Raw genomic sequence first — 20,848 nt, forward strand, 5'->3', positions numbered from 1 at the left:
GCCGTTCAGCCGTAACGGATCGCCAGCCCCGCGATCCCCAGTCCCGCTAACACCATGAATGAAACGACCGTGGTCAAGCGATTGCCGGCCGCTGCCGCGATGCTGATCCGGTGGCGCGCCGCATAGGCCCAGTCGCACAACGTCATGCCGATCGCCGCACTCGCCAACGCCAGCAACCACGGCGAAGGCAGGTCATGCATGGGCAGGGCGCGAACGAGCCAGCTGGTGCCGATGGCGAAACGCAATGCATCGAAGAACTGGCGGAAATGCACGAGTGCGGCCGGCAGCACGAGCGCGAACGCCAGTGCCGGCACGTGCGGCAGCCACCACGCCATCAGCAGGCCGGCGACGGACAGCCAGACGGGCATCAGGGCCAGCCAGGGCGACCGCGCGCTGGCGGGCCGTTCCCGCCAGGCCCACAGGGCACGCATCGCATGCCAGATGCACAGCATGGCGGCGACGGCGATGAAGGTCAGCGCCATCATGCGTTGCTGCCGCTCGGACGGGAGTCCGACCAGGGCACACAGGCCGACGATGGCAAGCGTCGCGAGCGTGGCCGTCAACAGCACGGTGGCCCAGCGCCACGGGCCGGCATAGAACGGGTCGGCAAGGCGTTCGTAGAAAGCCTGTTGCTCGCCCTCCAGGCCGGGCACGTCGTCGCCGTAATCCGCGGTCAATCGCTGCGACAGGCGCGCGGCGCGGAATGCGAAGCCCGGCACGCAGGCGAGCAGCAATGCGAGCGGCCATCGGAACGGACGCTTCAATTGCCGGATGGTGAGCGGCCTGTCCTCGTCGAACGCGTCCGTATTCTCCGAAGCTACCGCCTCCAGCACCTGCTGGCGTCGCCCGATCCATTCCGGCGCGGTGAAACCGAAGAAGTCCGCAAGCACCGCCAGTATCGCCGGCCTCACCTGGACATCCTCCTGGAGGAGGCTCCCGAAGATCGCCTGCCCGACGCGTTGCTTCGCGTCGAGGCTGTACAAGCCGGGATGGTGTTCGAGGTGGTCGCGGAACGCCGAGGGCAGGTCCGTCCCGGCCCGCGCCATTAGCGCCTCGCGCACGCTGTCCTCGTCGAACCGTTCGGCTGGCGGCAACGGGTCGAAGGCGCCTGCCTGCGAAAGGATCGCCGCGGCATCCTGCTTCCACGCATCCTGCGCTGTCGCTGGCTCGGGGTGCGGATCATCCGCGGTGAACTCGAGCACGCCATCGCGCTGCACGGACAGCGCTTCCTGGTAGGCCTCGTGCAGGCGCTGGAAGGCGGCGGGATCCTCGTCGGGACGTGTGGTCTTCAGCAGGCGCGCATAGGTACGCTTGATGGTGCGCTCGTCGGCGTCCGGCGGCAGTCCGAGGAGGGAAAACGCGTCGCTCACGCCGCGGCTCCGGAGCAGCGGGACACGGACAGCATCGCCAGCAACCCGATCCAGATGGCACCGCCGAACATCCACGCCAAGTGGCTGGACGACGAGGGTGGCGAGGCTTCCGTATAGGGTCTGCGTATTGCGTGGGCATCCTCGAGCGTCATGTGCGCGTGCCGCTCCAGTGCCGTGACGAACGGTTCAAGACGCGCGCGTGCGGGCCCCGGCATGTCCAGTTCCAGAAAGTGGAGGACGGCCGCCATGTGCCGCGGTGGCAGGGCCGGCGCTTGAAGCAACGCGTAGACGATCTGGTGGGCGAAGGCTTCGCGCGCGCCGACCGAATAGAACGCCGGGTGGGCTTGAAGCCATCCGAGGACATCGCGGCCGCTGGCCGTGCGCGAAACGTCGGATAGCGCAGTGATGAACATGCCGATCTCGAACCGGGGAGCGTCGACAGGATCAGGCTCGGCGGGAATCGTGGCCCGCTCGACGGCAGGGAGCGCGGGCGATGTGTCGATGCCCGTGTCGGATCGTGCTGCGGGCGCATTGCCGCCCAGCCGGTGCATGCACGCCTGGTAGGCCTCGTTGATGCGCTGGAAGCCCTCGGGATCATCGTCGGGCCTGTGGCGTTTCAGCAGTCGGGCGTACGCGCGCCTGACCGTACGTTCGTCCGCGTCTGCGTCGATGCCGAGCGCCTCGAAAGGCCACACGCTCACGCCTGCGACTCGATGTGCTCGAGCATCCGGGCGAACTGGCTGCGGTGTTCGCGGATCTGCAGGGGGTCCTGGCCGTCCAGGATCGCGCGGAAGCGCACCAGCGCATCCTGCAGGTCGCGACGTGCCCACAGCAGCTCTTCGTACAGGCGTTCGGCACGCGCGATCACCAGGAGATTCTCCTGCTGGTCGCGTGGATGCACCTTCAGTTCCGACAGCGCGGCCAGGCGCTGGCGGATCTCGTCCGGCGTCAGTACGCCGGGGTTCTGCTGCAGGACGACCTCATGCGTCTGGCCGGTCGCCACGATCGTGGCTTCCACCTGCAGCAGACCGTTCACGTCGTAGGTGAATCGGATGTCCACCGGATTCTCGCGCGCTGCGCGTGCCGGGACCTTCACCGAGATGGTACCCAGCTTGACGTTGTTCTCTACCCGCGGGCTCTCGCCCTGGTAGATGTTGAACTCCACCTGCGTCTGCAGGTCGCGCATCGGCTGGTAGCGTTCGACGCGGCTGACCGGCACCGTCGCGTTGCGATGGATGATCGGGGAGAAGAGGCCAGTGGTGACCTGCCCATGTCCGTCGTCCTGCGCGGTATCCACGCCCAGCGAATGCGGACACACGTCGGTGAGGATGATCTCTTCCAGCGACTCGTCGCGCGCCTTCATTCCGGCCGCAACGGCCGCACCCAGCGCGATCGCCTCATCCGGGTTGATGTGCCGCAACGGCAGGCGACCGAACATGCGCGACACGAGGCGCGCGGTCAGCGACATCCGCGATGCACCGCCGACCAGGATGATGTCGTCCAACTGCCCGGGCGCCAGCCGCGCGTCGCGCATGGCCCGCTCCAACGGTGCGCGCATGCGCTGGACCAGCGGCTCGCACAGTCGCGAGAAGCCCGCCTCGTCGACCTGCCAGCGGCTCGACGCTCCGCCCACCACGAAATCCACATCGACCGGGCCGCCGGATGTGTTCGAAAGTTCGCGCTTGGCCGACTCCAGTCGGCGCCTCAGCTGGGCGTCCTCGCTGGCTGTCAGGTCTTTCGGTTCGATCCTGAGTTCGCGCAGGCAGGCGTCTCGCAGCGCGGAAAGGAAATCCTCGCCGCCGAGGAAGTTGTCGCCGGCGCTGGCGTGGACCTCCATCACCCCATCGAACATTTCCAGGATCGAGACATCGAAGGTGCCACCCCCGAGATCGAAGACGAGGAAGCGGCCGCCGCCGTCGCGCTGCTGCAGTCCGTAGGCCATGGCGGCGGCGGTCGGCTCGTTGATGAGCCGTTCGACCTTGATGCCCGCCAGTTCACCGGCGATGCGGGTGGCCTTGCGCTGGGCGTCGCCGAAGTACGCGGGAACGCTGATCACGGCCTCGGTGACCGGCGCGCCGAAGTGACTCTCCGCATCGGCGATCAACGCACGCAGCACGAGTGCCGACAGCTCTTCGGGGCGCAGCGCATGCTGGCCGAGGCGGGTGACGCGGTTGGTACCCATCCAGCGCTTGAAGCTGGCGACGGTGCGCTGCGGGTGGGTGATCAGGCGGTCCACGGCGGCGCGTCCGACGATGAGCGTTTCGTCCGCGTCCACGCTCACCACGGAGGGTGTCAGCAGTTCACCCAGCGCGTTCGGAATGAGCACGGGACCGTTGGGCCCGTGGTAGCCGATCAACGAATGCGTGGTCCCAAGATCGATGCCGACGATCATCCAGCCCCCTGCTGGCGTCCTTGTCGACACCGAGTGTAGCCGGGCAGCGTGGCGGCGGGGAGGGCGTCAGTGCCGCGTGCGCCGACCTGTCGCCTTCCCCGTCGCAGGGTTGAGTTCGACCGACAGCACGAAGCTGCGCTGCTCGTGCGGCTGCATGGCGCCGACGCCGACGACCTGCCGCGTCACTTCCTCACCCCGGTCGTTGCGGATGGACAGCACGACGCTGTATTCCCAGGCCGCGCCTTCGGCAGGCGGTTGCAGCGTGCCCTCGATCCGCAGCGGAGTCAGCGCGGGCGCCGCGTTGGCGCCCGCGCCGGGTTCGAAGCGCAGGTGGTGGCGGCAGCCGGGGCAGACCGCCGCACTCTCCAGGATGGTCGCCTTGCAGTGCGGGCAGGTACGGGTGGCGCCGGCAGTGCCGGGGCGGGGTTGGCTCATGCGGCGGCGCCGGGCTCCGTGCTGCCGGACTTGCCGGCCTTGGCCGCGGGCTCATCCCAGCCGAAGTCGGCCTGGCCGCGCATCCGCGATCCGGCGGCCACGGTGAGCGACCCCGCCTTGACGTCACCGACCAGCACGCCCGAGGCGAGCAGTTCGACGCGCGCCGCGGATTCGATGTTGCCCTCGAGTTCGCCGGCGATGGTGACCTTCTTCGCCCGCACGCCGCCGTTGAGCTTGGCGCCGGTCTCGATGGTCAGGTCGCCCTGCACGTTCACGTCGCCCTTGAAACGGCCGGCGATGCGAATGTGGCCCGTACCCTCGATCTTGCCCTCGATGGTCAGGTCTGCCGCGATCAAAGACTCCTTCAGCGATTCCGCTGGCGCGACGCGCTCGACCGGCCGCGTGCCCGGCGGTGCGGTGACGGCGGGGGAAAAGTCGGCGGCAGACGTATCGCGCAGCGGGACCGGCGACGGCTCGGGCGGCAGGGGGGCGGCGTCCTTCTTCGCGGGGCCTTGGTCTTTCCAGATGGACATGCAGGGGATGCTCCAGTTGACGTGGACACCGGACTATCGCGGCTGGCGGAGTTCCACGTTGTGACCCGTGCGGACAATCAGGCCGATCGCCAAGCGGGGGAAAGTCCGGTTCATCGCGCAGTAGGGCATGTGTACGCGCCGCTCACAACCCTGACAAGGCATCAGCGCCCGCCTGCGATGTCGACGAAGGCCCCTGTCGTGTAGCTGGCCCGCTCCGACAGCAGCCACAGGATCGCTTCCGCGACCTCATGCGGTTGTCCGCCCCGACGCATCGGCACGAAGGCCTTGACCCGGTCGATCCTGCCGGGCTCGCCGCCATCGGCATGCATGTCGGTATGGATGAAGCCGGGCCGGACCGCGTTGACGCGGATGCCTTCCTGCGCCACCTCGTGCGCCAGGCCGACGGTCAGGCTGTCGACCGCGCCTTTCGACGCGGCATAGTCGACGTACTCCCCGGGCGACCCGGTCCTGGCGGCGACCGACGAGACGTTGACGATGGCGCCGCCGTGACCGCCGTGCCGGGTGGACATGCGTCGCACCGCCTCGCGGCAGCACAGCAGGGTGCCGATGACATTGGTGGCGAGGATGCGCTCGATGCGCGCGGACGCCAGCGCGTCCACGCGGGACTGTGTTTCCAGGATGCCGGCGTTGTTGACCAGCGCACCGAGTGGACCCCATGCGTCGTCGAGCCGGCGGAACATCGCCACCACCTCGGCCTCGCGGGCCACATCGGCTTGCAGAGCGAGCGCCTGTCCACCGCGGTCGACGATCTTGCGGACGACGGCCTGCGCGGCTTCTTCGTCGCGACGGAAGTTGACCCCGACGGCATAGCCCTGTTCCGCCGCCAGCAGCGCGGTGGCGGCGCCGGTGCCGCGCCCGCCGCCGGTGACCAGCACGATCCGTGCCGTCACCGCGCTACATCCGGAAGACGCCGAACTTCGCCGGCGGGATCGGTGCATTCAGCGAGGCGGAAAGGCCCAGGCCCAGCACCCGGCGCGTGTCGGCGGGTTCGATGATGCCGTCGTCCCACAGCCGGGCCGTGGCGTACCACGGGCTGCCCTGGGATTCGTACTGGTCGCGTATCGGCGCCTTGAAGGCTTCTTCCTCGTCGGCGTTCCACGCGCCGCCGCGGGCCTCGATGCCATCGCGCTTCACCGTCGCCAGCACGCTCGCCGCCTGCTCGCCGCCCATCACGCTGATGCGCGCGTTCGGCCACATCCACAGGAAGCGCGCACCGTAGGCGCGCCCGCACATGGCGTAGTTGCCCGCGCCGAAGCTGCCGCCGACGACGACGGTGAACTTCGGCACGCTCGAGCATGCGACGGCGGTGACCATCTTCGCACCGTCCTTCGCGATGCCGGCATTCTCGTACTTGCGACCGACCATGAATCCGGTGATGTTCTGCAGGAAGACCAGCGGGATGCCGCGCTGGTTGCACAGTTCGATGAAGTGAGCGCCCTTCAGCGCGCTCTCGCCGAACAGGATGCCGTTGTTGGCGACGATGCCCACCGGATAACCGTGCAGGTGGGCGAAGCCGGTGACCAGCGTCTTGCCGTAGCGCGCCTTGAATTCGTCCAGCTCGCTGCCGTCGGTGATGCGCGCGATGACCTCGCGGATATCGAACGGTCGGCGCGTGTCCTTCGGCACGATGCCGTAGAGCTCGTCGGTGGCGTAGAGCGGCTCGCGCGCCTCGCGCACGGCGACCGGCATGGCCTTGCGCCGGTTGAGGTGGCCGACGATGCCGCGCGCGATCTCCAGCGCGTGGCGGTCGTCTTCGGCGAAGTGGTCCGCCACGCCGGAAATGCTGGTGTGCACGTCCGCGCCACCCAGCGCCTCCGCATCGACCACTTCGCCGGTCGCCGCCTTCACCAGCGGCGGGCCGCCGAGGAAGATCGTGCCCTGTTCCTTCACGATCACGCTCTCGTCGCACATCGCGGGCACGTAAGCGCCGCCGGCGGTGCAGCTGCCCATCACCACCGCGATCTGCGGGATGTTCTCCGCGGAAAGGCGCGCCTGGTTGTAGAAGATGCGGCCGAAGTGCTCGCGATCCGGGAAGACTTCGTCCTGCAGCGGCAGGAAGGCGCCACCGGAATCGACCAGATAGATGCAGGGTAGGTGGTTTTCGCGCGCCACTTCCTGTGCCCGCAGGTGCTTCTTTACCGTCATCGGGAAGTAGGTGCCCCCCTTGACGGTGGCGTCATTGGCGACGACTACCACCTCGTTGCCCATGACCCGGCCGATCCCGCAGACCATGCCGGCCGCCGGCGCGGCACCGTCGTACATGTCCTCTGCGGCCAGCGGCGCGATTTCCAGGAACGGAGAGCCGGGATCTAGCAGGGCGGTGATGCGCTCGCGCGCCAGCAGCTTGCCGCGTTCGGTGTGCTTGGCGCGGGCCTTCTCGCCACCGCCATCCGCGGCACGCGCCAGCCGGCGGTCGAGTTCCTGCACGAGCACGCGGTGGTAAGCGGCGTTGGCGACGAACTCGGGCGAGCGCGGATCGAGATGCGAGGTGATGGCAGGCATGCGACAGGACAGTGCGGGGAAGGCGGCATCAGACCACAAAGCCCTGCATGCGCCAAACCGCAGTGCAAAAAGAAAGGCCCGCTTGCGCGGGCCTCTCCGGTTCGCACGAAGGCGACGCGATTACTTCTTGGCTTCTTCAGCCTTGGCTTCGGCCTTGTCGGCCACTTCAGCCGCCTTGTCGGCGGTCGCCTGGGCAGCGTCGGCGGTGGCCGAAGCAGCGGCGGCGGTCGCGTCGTTGGCAGCAGCCTGGGTGGCAGCGGCGGCGTCGGATGCGGCGGCGGTCGCGGCAGCAGCGGCATCGGCGGTCGCGGCAGCGGCGGCGTCGCCAGCGGCGGAAGCGGCGTCGCCGGCAGCCGAAGCGGCATCACCCGCAGCAGCGGCGGCCTGGTCGGCAGCGGCGGCAGCGTCGGCAGCAGCGGCGTCGGTGTTTTCGCTCTTGGTGCAGGCGCTCAGGGCCAGGGCGGCGGCAACCAGCAGCACGGTGCTCTTGATCTTCATGTGGATCCCCAAATCGGTAGTGTGGAAGAAAGTGGCGCCGGGATGGCGACGTCCGTCCGTCTCAAACCGACGAGGCGAACCGGGAGCCAGACCCGGATACAGAAAAAGCCGCCAGCGAACTGGCGGCTTTCTCAGTTTAACGCTAAATCAGGCAACCGCCAGCAGATTACTGCTTGGTGGCTTCCTTGGCAGCGTCGGTCGCGGCTTCGGCGGTGTCGGCAGCCTGGGCAGCGGCGTCGGCAGCAGCGTCAGCAGCTTCCGTCGTGGTGGCGGCGGCAGCGTCGGTCGCGGCGGTGGCAGCGGCGTCGGCGGCGGTGGCAGCGGCGTCGGCCGACTGCTGGGCGGCGTCGGCGGTCACTTCGCCAGCGGAAGCGGCGGCGTCAGCGGCAGCCTGGGCTTCGGTGGCGGTCGCAGCGGCGTCGGCAGCGGCGTCAGCAGCCTGGTCCTGGTTCGAGCACGCAGCCAGGGCGAAACCCAGAGCCAGCGCGATCAGAGCCTTGTTCATGGTCATCGTTGCATTTCCTCGTCGTTAGTTAGGCAACGCGCAATTGCGCGCCTGCAACATGATGACAAGCCCATTACGGCTGTCAAGCGGTTGGCCGGTTATCTTTGTCAATCCGTTGTTAAACCTTATGGGGCGGGCGAAAGCCGGCCGCTTCGCCCCCCGCAACTGCGCAAAAACTCAGGCGATCTCGACGGCGATCGCCGTCGCCTCGCCGCCGCCGATGCAGAGCGTGGCGACGCCGCGCTTGGCGCCACGAACGCGCAGCGCGTTGACCAGGGTGACCACCAGACGGGCGCCCGACGCACCGATCGGATGGCCCAGCGCGCAGGCGCCACCGTTGACGTTGACCTTGGCGTGCGGGATGCCGAGTTCCTTGATCGGCGCCATGGCGACGACGGCAAAGGCTTCGTTGACCTCGAACAGGTCCACCTGATCGATCGTCCACCCGACCTGCTTGAGCAGCTTGTCGATGGCGGCGACGGGGGCGGTGGTGAACCACTCCGGCGCCTGCGAATACGTAGCATGACCGACGATCTTCGCCAGCGGCGTCAGGCCGCGCCGAGCGGCTTCGTCGGCGCTCAGCAGGACGGTGGCGGCGGCGCCGTCGGAAATGCTCGACGAACTGGCGGCGGTCACGCTGCCGTCCTTCTTGAAGGCGGGCTTCAGCGTGGGGATCTTGGCGATGTCGGACTTGCCCGGCTGTTCGTCGGTGGCCACCTCGACCTCGCCTTTCCGCGTGGCGACCTTGACCGGGACGATCTCGTCGTTGAACGCGCCGGACGCCTGCGCTGCCTGGGCACGGGTGACCGATTCGATGGCGAAGGCGTCCTGCTCCTCGCGGCTGAACCCGAACTTGTCCACGGTCGCCTCCGCGAACACGCCCATCGGCTGCCCGTCGTACGGGCTGGTAAGGCCGTCCCATGCCATGTGGTCGACCGCCTGGAAATTGCCGTAGCGGTTGCCCGCGCGCGAGTTGGGGAGCATGTGGGGCGCGTTGCTCATCGATTCCATGCCGCCGGCGACGACGATGCTGGCCGAGCCGGCCTTGATCAGGTCGTGGCCCAGCATGATGGCCTTCATGCCCGAGCCGCATACCTTGTTGATGGTGGTGGCGCCGGCGGCGTCCGGGATGCCCGCCGCACGCGCGGCCTGGCGTGCCGGTGCCTGGCCCAGGTTGGCGGGCAGCACGCACCCCATGATCACTTCGGACACGTCGGCGGCCGGGATGCCGGACTGCTCCAGCGCAGCGGCGATGGCGGCGGCGCCCAGCTTCGGGGTGGGCACACCGTTGAACTGGCCGAGGAACGAACCGATGGCGGTGCGCTTGGCGGCGGCGATGACGATGTCGGACATGGAGGACTTCCCGCGTGGAGTGAGATCCCGATTATCCCGCCCCGGGCCGACGGCCGGCAAATCGGCCGTTGGTACAGGAGGCAGCCGGCCGCCGGCGTATGCTGTGGCGCAAGGGGATTGGATATGTCAAACGAGCCATCGACCGAACCGGCGCCGCGCGCGTTCGTCGTTCCGTGCAAGGCGCTGGACTCGGGTGCGCCGTGGCGCTGGCTGCGCGCGGGCTGGCGCGACGTCTGCCGTGCCCCGGCGCTGACCCTGTCGTTCGGCGGGGCGATCGTGCTGGTGAGCATCGGGGTGGCCTGGCTGGGGTATGCGCTGGGGCGCTTCGCCTTGCTGGCGACCCTGCTGTCGGGTTTCGTTTTCGTCGCTCCGCTGATCTGCGTGGGTCTCTACTGCGTCAGTCGCGCGCTGGAACAGGGGCGCGCGCCGAGATTGGCCGATTCCTTCGTGCTGGCGCGGCGCGTGCTGGGACAGGCGGGCGTCTACGCGCTGGGGCAGGGCGTGATCATCCTGCTGTGGTCGCGCGCCGGCATGATGGTCAGTGCCTTTTTCCCTTTCGACGGCAGCGATCCGGGTGTGTTCTGGGAGTTCCTTGCCCTGGGGTCGTGCGTCGGGGCCGTGTTCGCCACGCTGACCTTCGCGGTCACGGCGTTCTCGCTTCCGATGATCGCCGACCGCGACGTCGACATGGTGACGGCGGCCGTTTCCAGCGTCCATGCCGTGATGCGGAACAAGCGGGTGATGCTGCTCTGGGGCCTGCTGCTGGCGACCGTGACGGCGATCGGCTTCGCCACGGCATTCCTGGGACTGGCGGTACTGATGCCTTGGCTTGCCTACGCCACGTGGCACGCGTATCGCGACACGCTGGATGCGTCCGGGTGGCCGTCGCTGCCCTGACGCATCGACGCACGAGGACCGGCACTGCACCCCGTTAGAGTGACGTTAGTGACATTAGCGCCGTTCGGCTTGTCCTGCGTCGAGGGCGATGCCTCTAATGCATGCGCGATCAAGCCAGGGTGGGCGGCGCGTGACAAGAGCTTTGCAGGAAGAAGGCGCGACGACCGCCAGCGTCGAGACGACCCGGCCTGATGCGCGTGCGCGTCGGTGTCGGGCCTATCTCGGCATCGGCGTGGCGATGGCCGTGGCGCATCCGTTGATCGTCTCGCCGCTGGCATCGGACATCGCGTATTTCCTGATCGCGTTCTACGGCCTGGCGGGGTGCGTGATCGGCGTGCGGTCGAATCGGCCCCGCGATGGCATCGCGTGGGTGTGGATGCTGGTCGCGCATGCATTGTTGACGGCCGGTGAAGTGGCGCAGGCGGCCACCGACAACGATGGTTCCTTCGGTCGCAGCGTCAACCTGGCCGACCTGCTGTACATCGCGGCCTACGCGATGTTCGTCGCCGCACTGCTGGGCCTGGCGCGGGATCCCGCCGGCAGCCGCCAGCGGGCCGGGATGCTCGATGGGTTGATCGTGTTCACCGGGCTGACGCTGGTGGCCTGGGAACTGCTGGTCCTGCCGACCTATACCGCAGGCGCCGCCTATGCCGCTCCACAGCTGCTGCGCGCGTTCTATCCGATCGTCGACCTGCTGCTGCTCGGCCTGCTGGTATGGATCGCGACGGCGCGCGAGGCGCGTTCGCCGGCCTTCCTGCTGCTTGCCGCCGGATTCACGGCGTGGGCCTGCGCCGATGCGCTGTTCCACATGACGGTGAGCAGCGTGTCCGAGCCATCGGCGTTGCTGAAATCGATGTGGTTGTTGGCGCACGTGCTGTGGGGGGCAGCACTGATGCATCCTTCCCTGCATGCGCTGCACGCGCCGAGGGATCATGAAACCGGCGACTTCCCGCCCGGACGTCTCGCCACGCTGGCGCTGGCGACGCTCATCGCGCCGGGCGTGCTGCTGGTGCAGTACGCCTTCGGCATCCCCGTGGACGTTGCGGGGGTGGCGGTCACGAGCATCATCATCACCGCCCTGACCTGGACGCGGGTGCGCCACCTGCTCGCGCGGATGAGGCAACAGGCGCGGCGGCTCAGCCACTGGGCGCAGACCGACGCGCTGACCGCGCTTCCTAACCGCCGGCAACTGGAACACCGCTTGTCGCAGGCATTCGCGGACCGGGAGAACGTCGCGCTCCTCGCGCTGGACGTCGACCGCTTCAAGGGGGTGAACGACACCTTCGGCCACCCGGTGGGCGACCGCATGCTGTGCGCGCTCGCACAGCGCTGGGGTGACGAGCTGGAGGCAGGCGACCTGCTCGCGCGCCTGGGCGGAGACGAATTCGGCGTGCTCCTTCGCGGCCCGTCGGCCGGCAAGCGCGCCATCGAGTGCGCCTGGCGCCTGCAGGCCTCGCTCGCGGAACCGCTGGCGCTCGACGGCATCAGCCTGCACGCGGCCGCCAGCATCGGGGTGGCCACATCGCCGGAAGACGGCACCGATGCCGAGCGCCTGATGCGGAGCGCAAGCGCCGCCATGCGCGCGGCCAAGCAGCGGCAGTCGCGCGTCGAAGCCTTCGTCGACGAGCTGGATACGCAGGACTCTCGCCGCCTGTTGCTGCTCAACGAGTTCCACGAAGCCATCCGGCGCGGCGAACTGGTGGTCCACTACCAGCCGAAGCTGGCCCTGGCCAGCGGGCGCGTCTCGGGCGTGGAAGCACTGGTGCGATGGCAGCATCCGCGCGAAGGCCTGCTGCCGCCCTCCGCGTTCATCGGTGCGGTCGAGCAGACCGAAATGGCGCGCGACCTGGTGCAGGTGGTGCTGGATCTGGCGCTCGCGCAGTGCGCGGCATGGCGACGCGAGGGATTGTCGCTGGAGGTGGCCGTCAATCTGTCGCCGCGCAACCTGGCCGACCCCGATCTTGCCGACTGGGTGGCCGGGCGCCTGTCAGCGAACGGCCTGCCCGCGCATGCGCTGGAACTGGAGATCACCGAGTCCAGTGCCATGGGCGATCCCGTCCGCTCCCTGCATGCCCTCGGTGCTCTGCACGCGCTCGGCGTCATCCTGTCCATCGACGACTACGGCACCGGGCACAGCTCGCTCGCCTACCTGCAACAGATGCCCATCCGGGTGCTGAAGCTGGACCGTACATTCGTCTCACGGATGGGGCGCACGATGGCCGACGACGCGATCGTGCGGTCGACGCTGGAACTGGCGGCCGAACTCGGCCTGGACGTCGTGGCGGAGGGCGTGGAGGACGCGCATACGCTGTCGCTGCTTGCCGCGATGGGGTGCCACGCGGCCCAAGGGTATCACCTGGCGCCTCCGCAGCCACCCGCCGACATCCCGCAGGTCATCCGCGACATCGAACGCCGCATGCGCAGGCAAGTGACCGCGCACGAGTGACCGAGGCGCCCGGCCACGCGGCGCGGCAGTGCCGCGCAACCGGTTTCAGCCGCGCCCGTCGAACAGTTCGCGCCCGATCAGCATGCGGCGGATTTCATTCGTGCCGGCACCAATCGCGTAGAGCTTGGCGTCGCGCAGCAGGCGGCCGGCCGGGTACTCGTTGATGTAGCCGTTGCCGCCCAGCGACTGGATCGCTTCCAGCGTCACCTGCACCGCGGCTTCCGACGCATGCAGCAGGCAGCCTGCCGCCGCCGCGCGAGAACCCTGTCCTTCGTCGAAACCGCGCGCCACCTGGTAGGCGAAGGCGCGGCTGGACTGCAGTGCGGTGTACATGTCGGCGAGCTTGCCCTGCATCAGCCCGAACGTGCCGATGGCGGCGTCGAACTGCTTGCGCTCGCGCACGTAGGGCAGGGTGATGTCGAGCGCCGCCTGCATCAGGCCGATGGGTCCGCCGCTCAGCACCAGCCGCTCGGTGTTCAGGCCGCTCATCAGCACGCGTACGCCCTGGTTGACCTCGCCCAGCACGTTCTCGGCGGGGATCTCGCAGTTCTCGAACACCAGTTCGCAGGTGTTGCTGCCGCGCATGCCCAGCTTGTCGAGCTTCTGCGCGGTAGAGAAGCCCTTCATGCCGCGTTGGACGATGAAGGCGGTCATGCACTTGCTGCCCGCGTCCTTGCCGGCGGTGCGCATGTAGACCAGCAGCACGTCGGCTTCGGGACCGTTGGTGATCCACATCTTGTTGCCGTTGGCGACCCACACGCCGTCCTTGAGCTCGGCGCGGCAGCTCATCGAGCCGACCACGTCGGAGCCGGCGCCCGGTTCGCTCATCGCGAGCGCGCCCTTCCACTCGCCGCTGCACAGCTTCGGCAGGTACTTCGCGCGCTGCGCGGCATTGCCGTTGAGGTAGAGGTTGGACACGCACAGGTTGGAATGTGCGCCGTAGCTCAGGCCGACCGAACCCGACGCCCGCGAGATCTCCTCCATCGCCACCAGGTGGGCCAGGTAGCCCATGCCGCTGCCGCCGAACTCGGGGTCGACGGTGATGCCCAGCAGGCCCAGCTCGCCCAGCTTGGGCCACAGGTCCTGTGGGAACGCATTGTCGTGGTCGATCTGCGCCGCACGCGGCGCGATCTCGGTCTGCGCGAACCGCTGCACGGCCTCGCGCAGCGCATCCAATTCTTCGCCCAGCGGAAACCCGCTGACGGTATCCGGTCGCATTCGGTCCTCCCTCCTATTGCGGCCAATCCATGTTGTCGTTGGAACGTCCTACGTCAATGCTCGCCGCGCAGATGCCCCATGAAGCGCGGCGCGGTGCGGCCCAGGGGCAGCTTCAGCTTGCCGATCGCCGTCATGCGGGCTTCGGCGATGCGGTCGGCGGCGTACTGCGGCGCGATGTTCTCCTTCTCCGCCAGGTCGAAGATCTTGCCGACGGTGTGGTAGATGGTCCGCATCATGCGCATGGCGCGTTCGCGATTGTAGCCATCGATCTCCAGCGAGACGTTCATCACGCCACCTGCGTTCACCGCGTAATCCGGCGCATACAGGATGCCGCGCTTGGCCGCTTCCACGCCGGTGACGTGCGACATCTGGTTGTTGGCGGTGCCGCAGATCACCTTCGCCTTCAGGCGGGGCAGGGTCTGTTCGTTGATCGCGTACTCCAGCGCGCAGGGGCTGAACACGTCGACCGGCAGGTCGTAGATCTCGTCGGGCTTGACGGCCTCGGCGCCGTATTCCTCGACCGCATGCTCGACCAGCGCCGGATTGAGGTCGGTGACGAATAGCTTGGCGCCGCGTTCCTTCAGCAGCTTCACGTATTCCATGCCGATGTGGCCCAGGCCCTGCACGGCGAAGCTGTACTTGCCGATCTCTTCGTTGCCGAACTTGCGGTTCAGCGTGGCCATCAGGCCCTGCAGCGCGCCGTAGGCGGTGAACGGGGCGGGGTCGCCGGAACCGCCGTGCACCTGGTGCACGCCGACCACGTATTCGGTCTCGCGGTAGACGTTTTCCATGTCGTTGACGTCGGTGCCGACGTCCTCGGCGGTGATGTAGCGGCCGCCCAGCGAATCGACATAGCGGCCGAAGCTGCGGAACAGCACCTCGGTCTTGTCCACGTTGCTGTCGCCGATGATCACCGCCTTGCCGCCGCCGACGTTCAGGCCGGCCAGCGCGTTCTTGTAGGTCATGGTGCGGCTCAGGCGCAGCGCGTCGTTGAGCGCCAGCGCGCTGTCGGCGTACGGGCGCAGCCGCACGCCGCCCAGCGCCGGGCCGAGCACGGTACTGTGGATGGCGATGATGGCCTTCAGCCCGGCGTCCGGGTTGTGGCAGAAGATGACCTGTTCGTGGCCGGAGGTGTCGAGCGTTTCGAAAATCATGGATGGGCTCCGGTGCGCGGGGAGAACCGGCGCGGGCTTGCCTTCACGGCTAACGGGTTGTCAGAAAAGAAAAAAGCGACGTTTCCGGATTCCGCCGTGGTCGTCGCTGGGCGCCAGTTTAATCCAATCGCCTTCGCGCGAGATGACAGGCGGCGGCCGCGGGGGGATTTCCGGCCTATTGTGAGTTTCGAACGACCGTGCTATTTCTGTGGCCATGAGTCCCCAGGCCGCGACGCACAAAGGCAATGCCACCCGCGAGATGATCGTGGCGCGCGCCTACGACATCGCCGCCCGGCACGGGCTGGAAGGCCTGTCGATCGGTGAGCTGGCCACGGCCGCCGGCATGTCGAAGAGCGGCGTCTTCGCCCACTTCGGCTCCCGCGAAGACCTGCAGCTGACCGTGCTGGAGTGGACGGCCGAGCGCTACGCCCGCGCCGTGATCGGGCCGGCCATCAGCCAGCCGCGCGGCCTGCCGCGCCTGCGCGCCATCATGGAACACTGGTTCCAGTGGGTCTGCGACAACCCGGATGGTTGCGTGATCCTGGCCGCCGCCCATGAATACGACGCCCGCCCGGGCCTGCTGCGCGACCGCATCGTCGATTGGCTGCTGCAGCTGCGCCAGCAACTGGTCAAGGCGATCGGCATGTGCATCGACACCGGTGAGCTGTCGCCGAAGACCGATCCGGTCCTGCTCGCGTTCGAACTGTTCGCCGTCGCCCAGGGCCTGCACGACGCCCGGCTCTACGACGCCGAACAGGCGCCGTTGCTCGCCCGCCGTTCGCTGGACCGCCTGCTGGCGTCCTACGGCGCCCCCGCTGTCTCCACCCCCGCCTGACGCCCCCGAGGTCCACCGCCATGGCCGCTGTCACTGCCCGTCAAAATAGCACGACCGTTCGTAAACCCCTGGCGCTGCGCCTGCTGAGCGCCCGCCTCGCCGTCGGCAGCTGGCTCGCCCCGCGCAGCACGTTGACCAGGGCGTTCCAGCTGTTCTGCACGCCCATGCCCGGTGCCCGCACGCGGGCCAGGCAGGCCGACACCGGCGGTGCGCGGCTGGGCGAACTGGCCTTCGGCCGCGAACGCTTGACTACCTATACGTGGGGCGATCCGGCTCGCCAACCGACCGTGCTGTTGGCCCATGGCTGGTCCAGCTTCGGCCTGCGCTTCCTGCCGTGGGTGGAACCGCTGCGCCGCGCCGGCCATGCCGTGGTGACGTTCGACCAGCCCGCGCATGGCCGCAGCAGCGGACGCCGCGCCACGCTGCCGATGTTCGCCGAAGCGATCGCCCGGGTCGCCGACCACACCGGTCCGCTGGCCGCCGTCGTCGGTCATTCGCTCGGCGGCGCCGCGAGCGCGATCGCAATGGCGCGCGGGCTGCAGGCCGAGCGCGTGATCCTGCTGGCGCCCGCCGCCGATCCGTTCGATGCCGCGCGCCGCTTCGGCGGCATGGTGGGGCTGGCGCAGTTCCTCAGCCGGCGGCTGTTCGACGAGTACCAGGAACTCACCGCGCACGACATCCGCGACCTCCACGCGCAGGCCACCGCGCCGCAGATCGCGCGGCCCGGCCTGGTCGTGCACGACCTGGAAGACACCGACGTGCCGTGGTGCGAAGGCGAGCGTTATGCGCGCTACTGGCCACAGGCCACGCTGCTCAGCACGAACGGGCTCGGCCACCATCGCGTGACCATCGCGCCGGAAACGCTCGATGCCGCCCTGCGCTTCCTGCGCGGCGAAGCCGTGGGACAACGCGTGGTGTCCACGCGCGAGCTGCCGTTCGGCCTGTGCTGACGCGAACGGCGTGACCGCACGCCACCGTAGGGTGCGCGTGCGGTGTCCACTGGTGTGCAATTGGTGAGGTGGTCACGCGCGAGCGGCTACAATCCCGCGTCTGTCCGTCCTGCAAGTGAGCACGCGTGAGTACACCCGCCAGCCAGTTCCCCGCCGCCCAGGCCGACGCTACGCCGCTGCGCTTCGTCACCGCCGCCAGCCTGTTCGACGGGCATGACGCGGCCATCAACATCATGCGCCGCCTGATCCAGGGCGAGGGCGCAGAAGTGATCCACCTCGGCCACAACCGCAGCGTCGAGGACGTGGTTCGCGCCGCACTGCAGGAAGACGCCGACGGCATCGCGCTGTCCAGCTACCAGGGTGGGCACGTCGAGTACTTCAAGTACATGGTCGACATGCTGAAGGAGCGCGGCGCCGGCCACGTGCGTGTGTTCGGCGGCGGTGGCGGCACCATCACGCCGGAAGAGATCGCCGAACTGCAGGCCTACGGCGTGGAGCGCATCTACCACCCGAACGACGGCATGAAGATGGGCCTGGTCGAAATGATCCAGGACGTGGTCAAGCGCGCCGAGGAAGGCCGCGTGCAGGTCGCCGCCGATCGCGACGCCGCGCCCGCGCAGCCCAGGCTCACCGACGAGGCCGGCATCGGCCGCGTGCTCAGTGCCATCGAGGACGGTCGCTATTCCGACGCCGACCTGGAGAAGCTGCGCGCGCAGTGGGCCAAGGGCCCGCACGCACCGTTCCCCGCGCGGCCCACGCCGGTGGTCGGCATCACCGGCACCGGCGGCGCCGGCAAGTCGTCGGTCACCGACGAACTGATGAATCGCTTCCTGTCCTGCTTCCCGCAGATGCGTATTGCGGTGATCTCGGTCGATCCCACTCGCCGCCGTACCGGCGGCGCGCTGCTCGGCGACCGCATCCGCATGAATGCGCTGCGCAGCGACCGCATCTACATGCGATCGATGGCCACGCGCCGCCAGCACGTGGCGACCAATGCGGTGCTGAAGGACTGCATCGCCTTCCTGAAGTCGCTCGGCTTCGACCTGGTGATCGTCGAGACCGCCGGCATCGGCCAGAGCGATTCGGAGATCGTCGACCTGGTCGACTTCCCGATGTACGTGATGACCAGCGACTACGGCGCGGCCAGCCAGCTGGAGAAGATCGACATGATCGACTTCGCCGAGCTGATCGTGCTGAACAAGTACGACAAGCGCGGCGCCGAAGACGCGCTGCGCGACGTGCGCAAGCAGTGGAAGCGCAACCGCGTGGCGTTCCAGACGCCGGACGCCGACGTGCCGGTGTATCCCACGATCGCCAGCCAGTTCAACGACCCCGGCGTCAGCTGGATGTTCGCCAACCTGTGCCGCCTGCTGCGCGAGAAGCTGCAGCTGCCGGCCGAGAAGTGGACGCCCGCGCTCGATACCGAGCTGAAGGAACCGCGCGCCACCGTGCTGATCCCCGGCAGCCGCGTGCGCTACTTGGCCGAAATTGCGGAGCAGGGCCGCGGCATCAACCGCCGCATCGAGACCGAAGCCGAAACGGCCAGCCGCGCGCAGCACTACTGGAATGCGTTGAAGGACCTGGAAGATCCGGCACTGCCGAAGGCGCTGGAGCTGTATGCATCGGATGCCGTCGTGGGAGCGAGATCAGTCGCGACTCACGTCGCTCCCACGGAGCAGCAGTCCATCGACCGTTCGCTGCTCACCCTGCGCCAGCGCTACAACGATGCCCTCCAGTCGCTGTCGTCCGAAGCGCTCAAGCTGCTGCGCGAGTGGCCGGCCCGGCACAAGGCCGTCACCGACCCTGTCAACGAGTACCAGGTGCGCGGCAAGACCATCCGCATCGAGAACTACCGCGAATCGCTCAGCCACCAGCAGATCCCGAAGATCGCGCCGCCGCCGTACCAGGGCTGGGGCGAACTGCTGACGTTCCTGCAGAAAGAGAACCTGCCCGGCAGCTATCCGTACACCGGCGGCGTGTATCCGTATCGCCGCACCGGCGAGGATCCCATCCGCATGTTCGCCGGCGAAGGCACGCCGGAGCGCACCAACCGCCGCTTCCATTACCTGTCGGTCGGTCAGCCGGCCGCGCGCCTGTCCACGGCCTTCGACAGCGTCACCCTGTACGGCGAAGATCCCGCGCCGCGCCCGGACATCTACGGCAAGATCGGCAACTCCGGCGTCAACATCCCCACACTGGACGACATGAAGAAGCTGTACTCCGGCTTCGACCTGTGCGCGCCCACCACCTCGGTGTCGATGACGATCAACGGCCCGGCGCCGATCATCCTGGCGATGTTCATGAACACCGCCGTCGACCAGCAGGTGGAGAAGTACCTCAAGGCCGACGACGCGCGCTGGGCCGAAGCGAGCGCGAAGATCGATGCGTTCTTCGAAGGTCGCGCGCGTCCGCAGTACCACGGCGAACTGCCGCCGACCAACAACGGCCTGGGCCTGGGGCTCCTGGGCATCACCGGCGACCAGCTGGTCGATGAAGCCACCTACGCCCGCATCAAGGCCGAGACGCTGGCCACCGTGCGCGGCACCGTGCAGGCCGACATCCTCAAGGAAGACCAGGCGCAGAACACCTGCATCTTCAGCACGGAGTTCGCCCTGCGCATGATGGGCGACATCCAGCAGTACTTCGTCGACCACGCGGTGCGCAACTTCTACTCGGTGTCGATCAGCGGGTACCACATCGCCGAGGCCGGGGCGAACCCGATCAGCCAGCTCGCCTTCACCCTGTCCAACGGCTTCACCATCGTGGAGTACTACCTGGCGCGCGGCATGAAGATCGACGACTTCGCGCCTAACCTGTCGTTCTTCTTCAGCAACGGCATGGATCCGGAGTACACCGTCATCGGCCGCGTCGCCCGCCGCATCTGGGCGCGCGCCATGCGCGAGCGCTACGGCGCCAACGAACGGTCCCAGATGATGAAGTACCACATCCAGACCTCCGGCCGGTCGCTGCACGCGCAGGAGATCCAGTTCAACGACATCCGCACCACGCTGCAGGCGCTGTACGCGTTGTTCGACAACTGCAACAGCCTGCACACCAACGCCTATGACGAGGCGATCACCACGCCGACGGAAGAAAGCGTGCGCCGCGCGGTCGCCATCCAGATGATCATCAACAAGGAGCTGGGGCTGAACTTCAACGAGAACCCCTGGCAGGGCAGCTTCGTCGTCGACCAGCTGACCGACATCGTGGAAGAGGCGGTCTACAAGGAGTTCGAGGCGATCAGCGAGCGCGGTGGCGTGCTCGGCGCGATGGACACCATGTACCAGCGCGGCAAGATCCAGGAAGAGTCGCTGTACTACGAGCACAAGAAGCATGACGGTAGCCTGCCGCTGGTGGGCGTGAACACCTTCCTGCCGCGCGAGCACGGCGGCGAGATCGCCACCGAGATCGAGCTGATCCGCTCGACCGAGGAAGAGAAGGGCCAGCAGATCGCCAACGTCCGCGCCTGGCAGGCCTCGCGCAACGCGCTGGCGCCGGAAGGCGAGACCGACCACAGCCACGCGGCGGCGCTCGAGGAACACGCCGAGCCGGAGACCCACGACGGCCACGGTCTGGCCTACCTGCAGCGCGCGGCGCGCGAACGCCGCAATGTGTTCGAAGCGCTGGTGGAAGCGGTCAAGACGCACAGTCTGGGCCAGATCAGCCACGCGCTGTACGACGTGGGTGGCGAGTACCGGCGGAACATGTAGGCCACAGAAGACGAACCCCGCCTCGGCGG

At 68.2% G+C, this 20,848-nt stretch carries 17 protein-coding genes; 5 read left to right on the forward strand and 12 right to left on the reverse strand.

Annotation, left to right across the window (positions count from 1 at the left end):
• Nucleotides 1-5: 5 nt before the first annotated feature.
• The 10 genes from Q0907_RS04975 to Q0907_RS05020 form a co-directional block, all read right to left on the reverse strand.
• Nucleotides 6-1,370 (reverse strand): J domain-containing protein, encoded by a 1,365-nt coding sequence (locus Q0907_RS04975; RefSeq protein ID WP_299342156.1) that lies wholly within the window; start codon nucleotides 1,368-1,370, stop codon nucleotides 6-8.
• Nucleotides 1,367-2,071 (reverse strand): J domain-containing protein, encoded by a 705-nt coding sequence (locus Q0907_RS04980; RefSeq protein WP_299342159.1) that lies wholly within the window; start codon nucleotides 2,069-2,071, stop codon nucleotides 1,367-1,369. The genes Q0907_RS04975 and Q0907_RS04980 overlap by 4 nt, the downstream gene beginning before the upstream one ends.
• A complete protein-coding gene (locus tag Q0907_RS04985) occupies nucleotides 2,068-3,762 on the reverse strand; it encodes a molecular chaperone HscC (protein WP_299342161.1) in 1,695 nt (564 codons plus the stop codon). Before Q0907_RS04985 ends, Q0907_RS04980 begins: the two co-directional genes overlap by 4 nt.
• A 66-nt stretch (nucleotides 3,763-3,828) precedes the next feature.
• Nucleotides 3,829-4,197, reverse strand: coding sequence for a hypothetical protein (locus tag Q0907_RS04990; RefSeq protein WP_296278320.1), 369 nt, complete (start codon nucleotides 4,195-4,197; stop codon nucleotides 3,829-3,831).
• A complete protein-coding gene (locus tag Q0907_RS04995; protein ID WP_299342164.1) occupies nucleotides 4,194-4,730 on the reverse strand; it encodes a polymer-forming cytoskeletal protein in 537 nt (178 codons plus the stop codon). Before Q0907_RS04995 ends, Q0907_RS04990 begins: the two co-directional genes overlap by 4 nt.
• A gap of 161 nt (nucleotides 4,731-4,891) precedes the next feature.
• A complete protein-coding gene (locus Q0907_RS05000; RefSeq protein WP_299342166.1) occupies nucleotides 4,892-5,641 on the reverse strand; it encodes an SDR family oxidoreductase in 750 nt (249 codons plus the stop codon).
• Nucleotides 5,642-5,645: 4 nt separating this feature from the next.
• Nucleotides 5,646-7,253, reverse strand: coding sequence for a carboxyl transferase domain-containing protein (locus Q0907_RS05005; protein ID WP_299342168.1), 1,608 nt, complete (start codon nucleotides 7,251-7,253; stop codon nucleotides 5,646-5,648).
• Nucleotides 7,254-7,373: 120 nt separating this feature from the next.
• Complete coding sequence (locus Q0907_RS05010; protein WP_296278316.1) at nucleotides 7,374-7,751, reverse strand: hypothetical protein; 378 nt, start codon at nucleotides 7,749-7,751, stop codon at nucleotides 7,374-7,376.
• Nucleotides 7,752-7,917: 166 nt separating this feature from the next.
• A complete protein-coding gene (locus Q0907_RS05015; RefSeq protein ID WP_296278315.1) occupies nucleotides 7,918-8,262 on the reverse strand; it encodes a hypothetical protein in 345 nt (114 codons plus the stop codon).
• Nucleotides 8,263-8,433: 171 nt separating this feature from the next.
• Nucleotides 8,434-9,609 carry a thiolase family protein gene (locus Q0907_RS05020; RefSeq protein ID WP_299342171.1) on the reverse strand — a complete coding sequence of 392 codons (1,176 nt, stop codon included), beginning with the start codon at nucleotides 9,607-9,609 and terminating at the stop codon, nucleotides 8,434-8,436.
• 123 nt (nucleotides 9,610-9,732) lie between these two features.
• On the opposite strand from Q0907_RS05020, the gene Q0907_RS05025 reads away from it, so the two are divergent.
• Together Q0907_RS05025 and Q0907_RS05030 are read left to right on the forward strand one after the other, a co-directional pair.
• Complete coding sequence (locus Q0907_RS05025) at nucleotides 9,733-10,506, forward strand: DUF2189 domain-containing protein (RefSeq protein ID WP_299342174.1); 774 nt, start codon at nucleotides 9,733-9,735, stop codon at nucleotides 10,504-10,506.
• A 130-nt stretch (nucleotides 10,507-10,636) separates the two neighbouring features.
• On the forward strand, nucleotides 10,637-12,952 hold the full coding sequence (locus tag Q0907_RS05030) for a bifunctional diguanylate cyclase/phosphodiesterase (RefSeq protein WP_299342177.1): 2,316 nt from the start codon (nucleotides 10,637-10,639) through the stop codon (nucleotides 12,950-12,952).
• 45 nt (nucleotides 12,953-12,997) lie between these two features.
• Here the strand turns inward: Q0907_RS05030 and Q0907_RS05035 are convergent, their stop codons facing one another.
• Both Q0907_RS05035 and Q0907_RS05040 read right to left on the reverse strand, forming a co-directional pair.
• Nucleotides 12,998-14,170: an isovaleryl-CoA dehydrogenase gene (locus tag Q0907_RS05035; RefSeq protein WP_299342179.1), complete on the reverse strand. Its 1,173-nt coding sequence runs from the start codon at nucleotides 14,168-14,170 to the stop codon at nucleotides 12,998-13,000.
• Between the two features lie 53 nt (nucleotides 14,171-14,223).
• Nucleotides 14,224-15,324: a Glu/Leu/Phe/Val dehydrogenase dimerization domain-containing protein gene (locus tag Q0907_RS05040; RefSeq protein WP_296282961.1), complete on the reverse strand. Its 1,101-nt coding sequence runs from the start codon at nucleotides 15,322-15,324 to the stop codon at nucleotides 14,224-14,226.
• A 214-nt stretch (nucleotides 15,325-15,538) separates the two neighbouring features.
• Here Q0907_RS05040 and Q0907_RS05045 point away from each other — a divergent pair, with 214 nt between their 5' ends.
• The 3 genes from Q0907_RS05045 to Q0907_RS05055 all read left to right on the forward strand — a co-directional run bounded on the left by Q0907_RS05045 (nucleotide 15,539) and on the right by Q0907_RS05055 (nucleotide 20,819).
• On the forward strand, nucleotides 15,539-16,159 hold the full coding sequence (locus Q0907_RS05045; protein WP_093486391.1) for a TetR/AcrR family transcriptional regulator: 621 nt from the start codon (nucleotides 15,539-15,541) through the stop codon (nucleotides 16,157-16,159).
• 20 nt (nucleotides 16,160-16,179) lie between these two features.
• Entirely contained in the window at nucleotides 16,180-17,109 is a 930-nt protein-coding gene (locus Q0907_RS05050) for an alpha/beta hydrolase (protein ID WP_299342183.1), read from the forward strand.
• Nucleotides 17,110-17,234: 125 nt separating this feature from the next.
• Complete coding sequence (locus tag Q0907_RS05055) at nucleotides 17,235-20,819, forward strand: methylmalonyl-CoA mutase family protein (RefSeq protein ID WP_299342186.1); 3,585 nt, start codon at nucleotides 17,235-17,237, stop codon at nucleotides 20,817-20,819.
• The last annotated feature ends 29 nt before the right edge of the window (nucleotides 20,820-20,848 follow it).

Source organism: uncultured Pseudoxanthomonas sp., from assembly GCF_947498795.1.
Taxonomy (GTDB): domain Bacteria; phylum Pseudomonadota; class Gammaproteobacteria; order Xanthomonadales; family Xanthomonadaceae; genus Pseudoxanthomonas_A.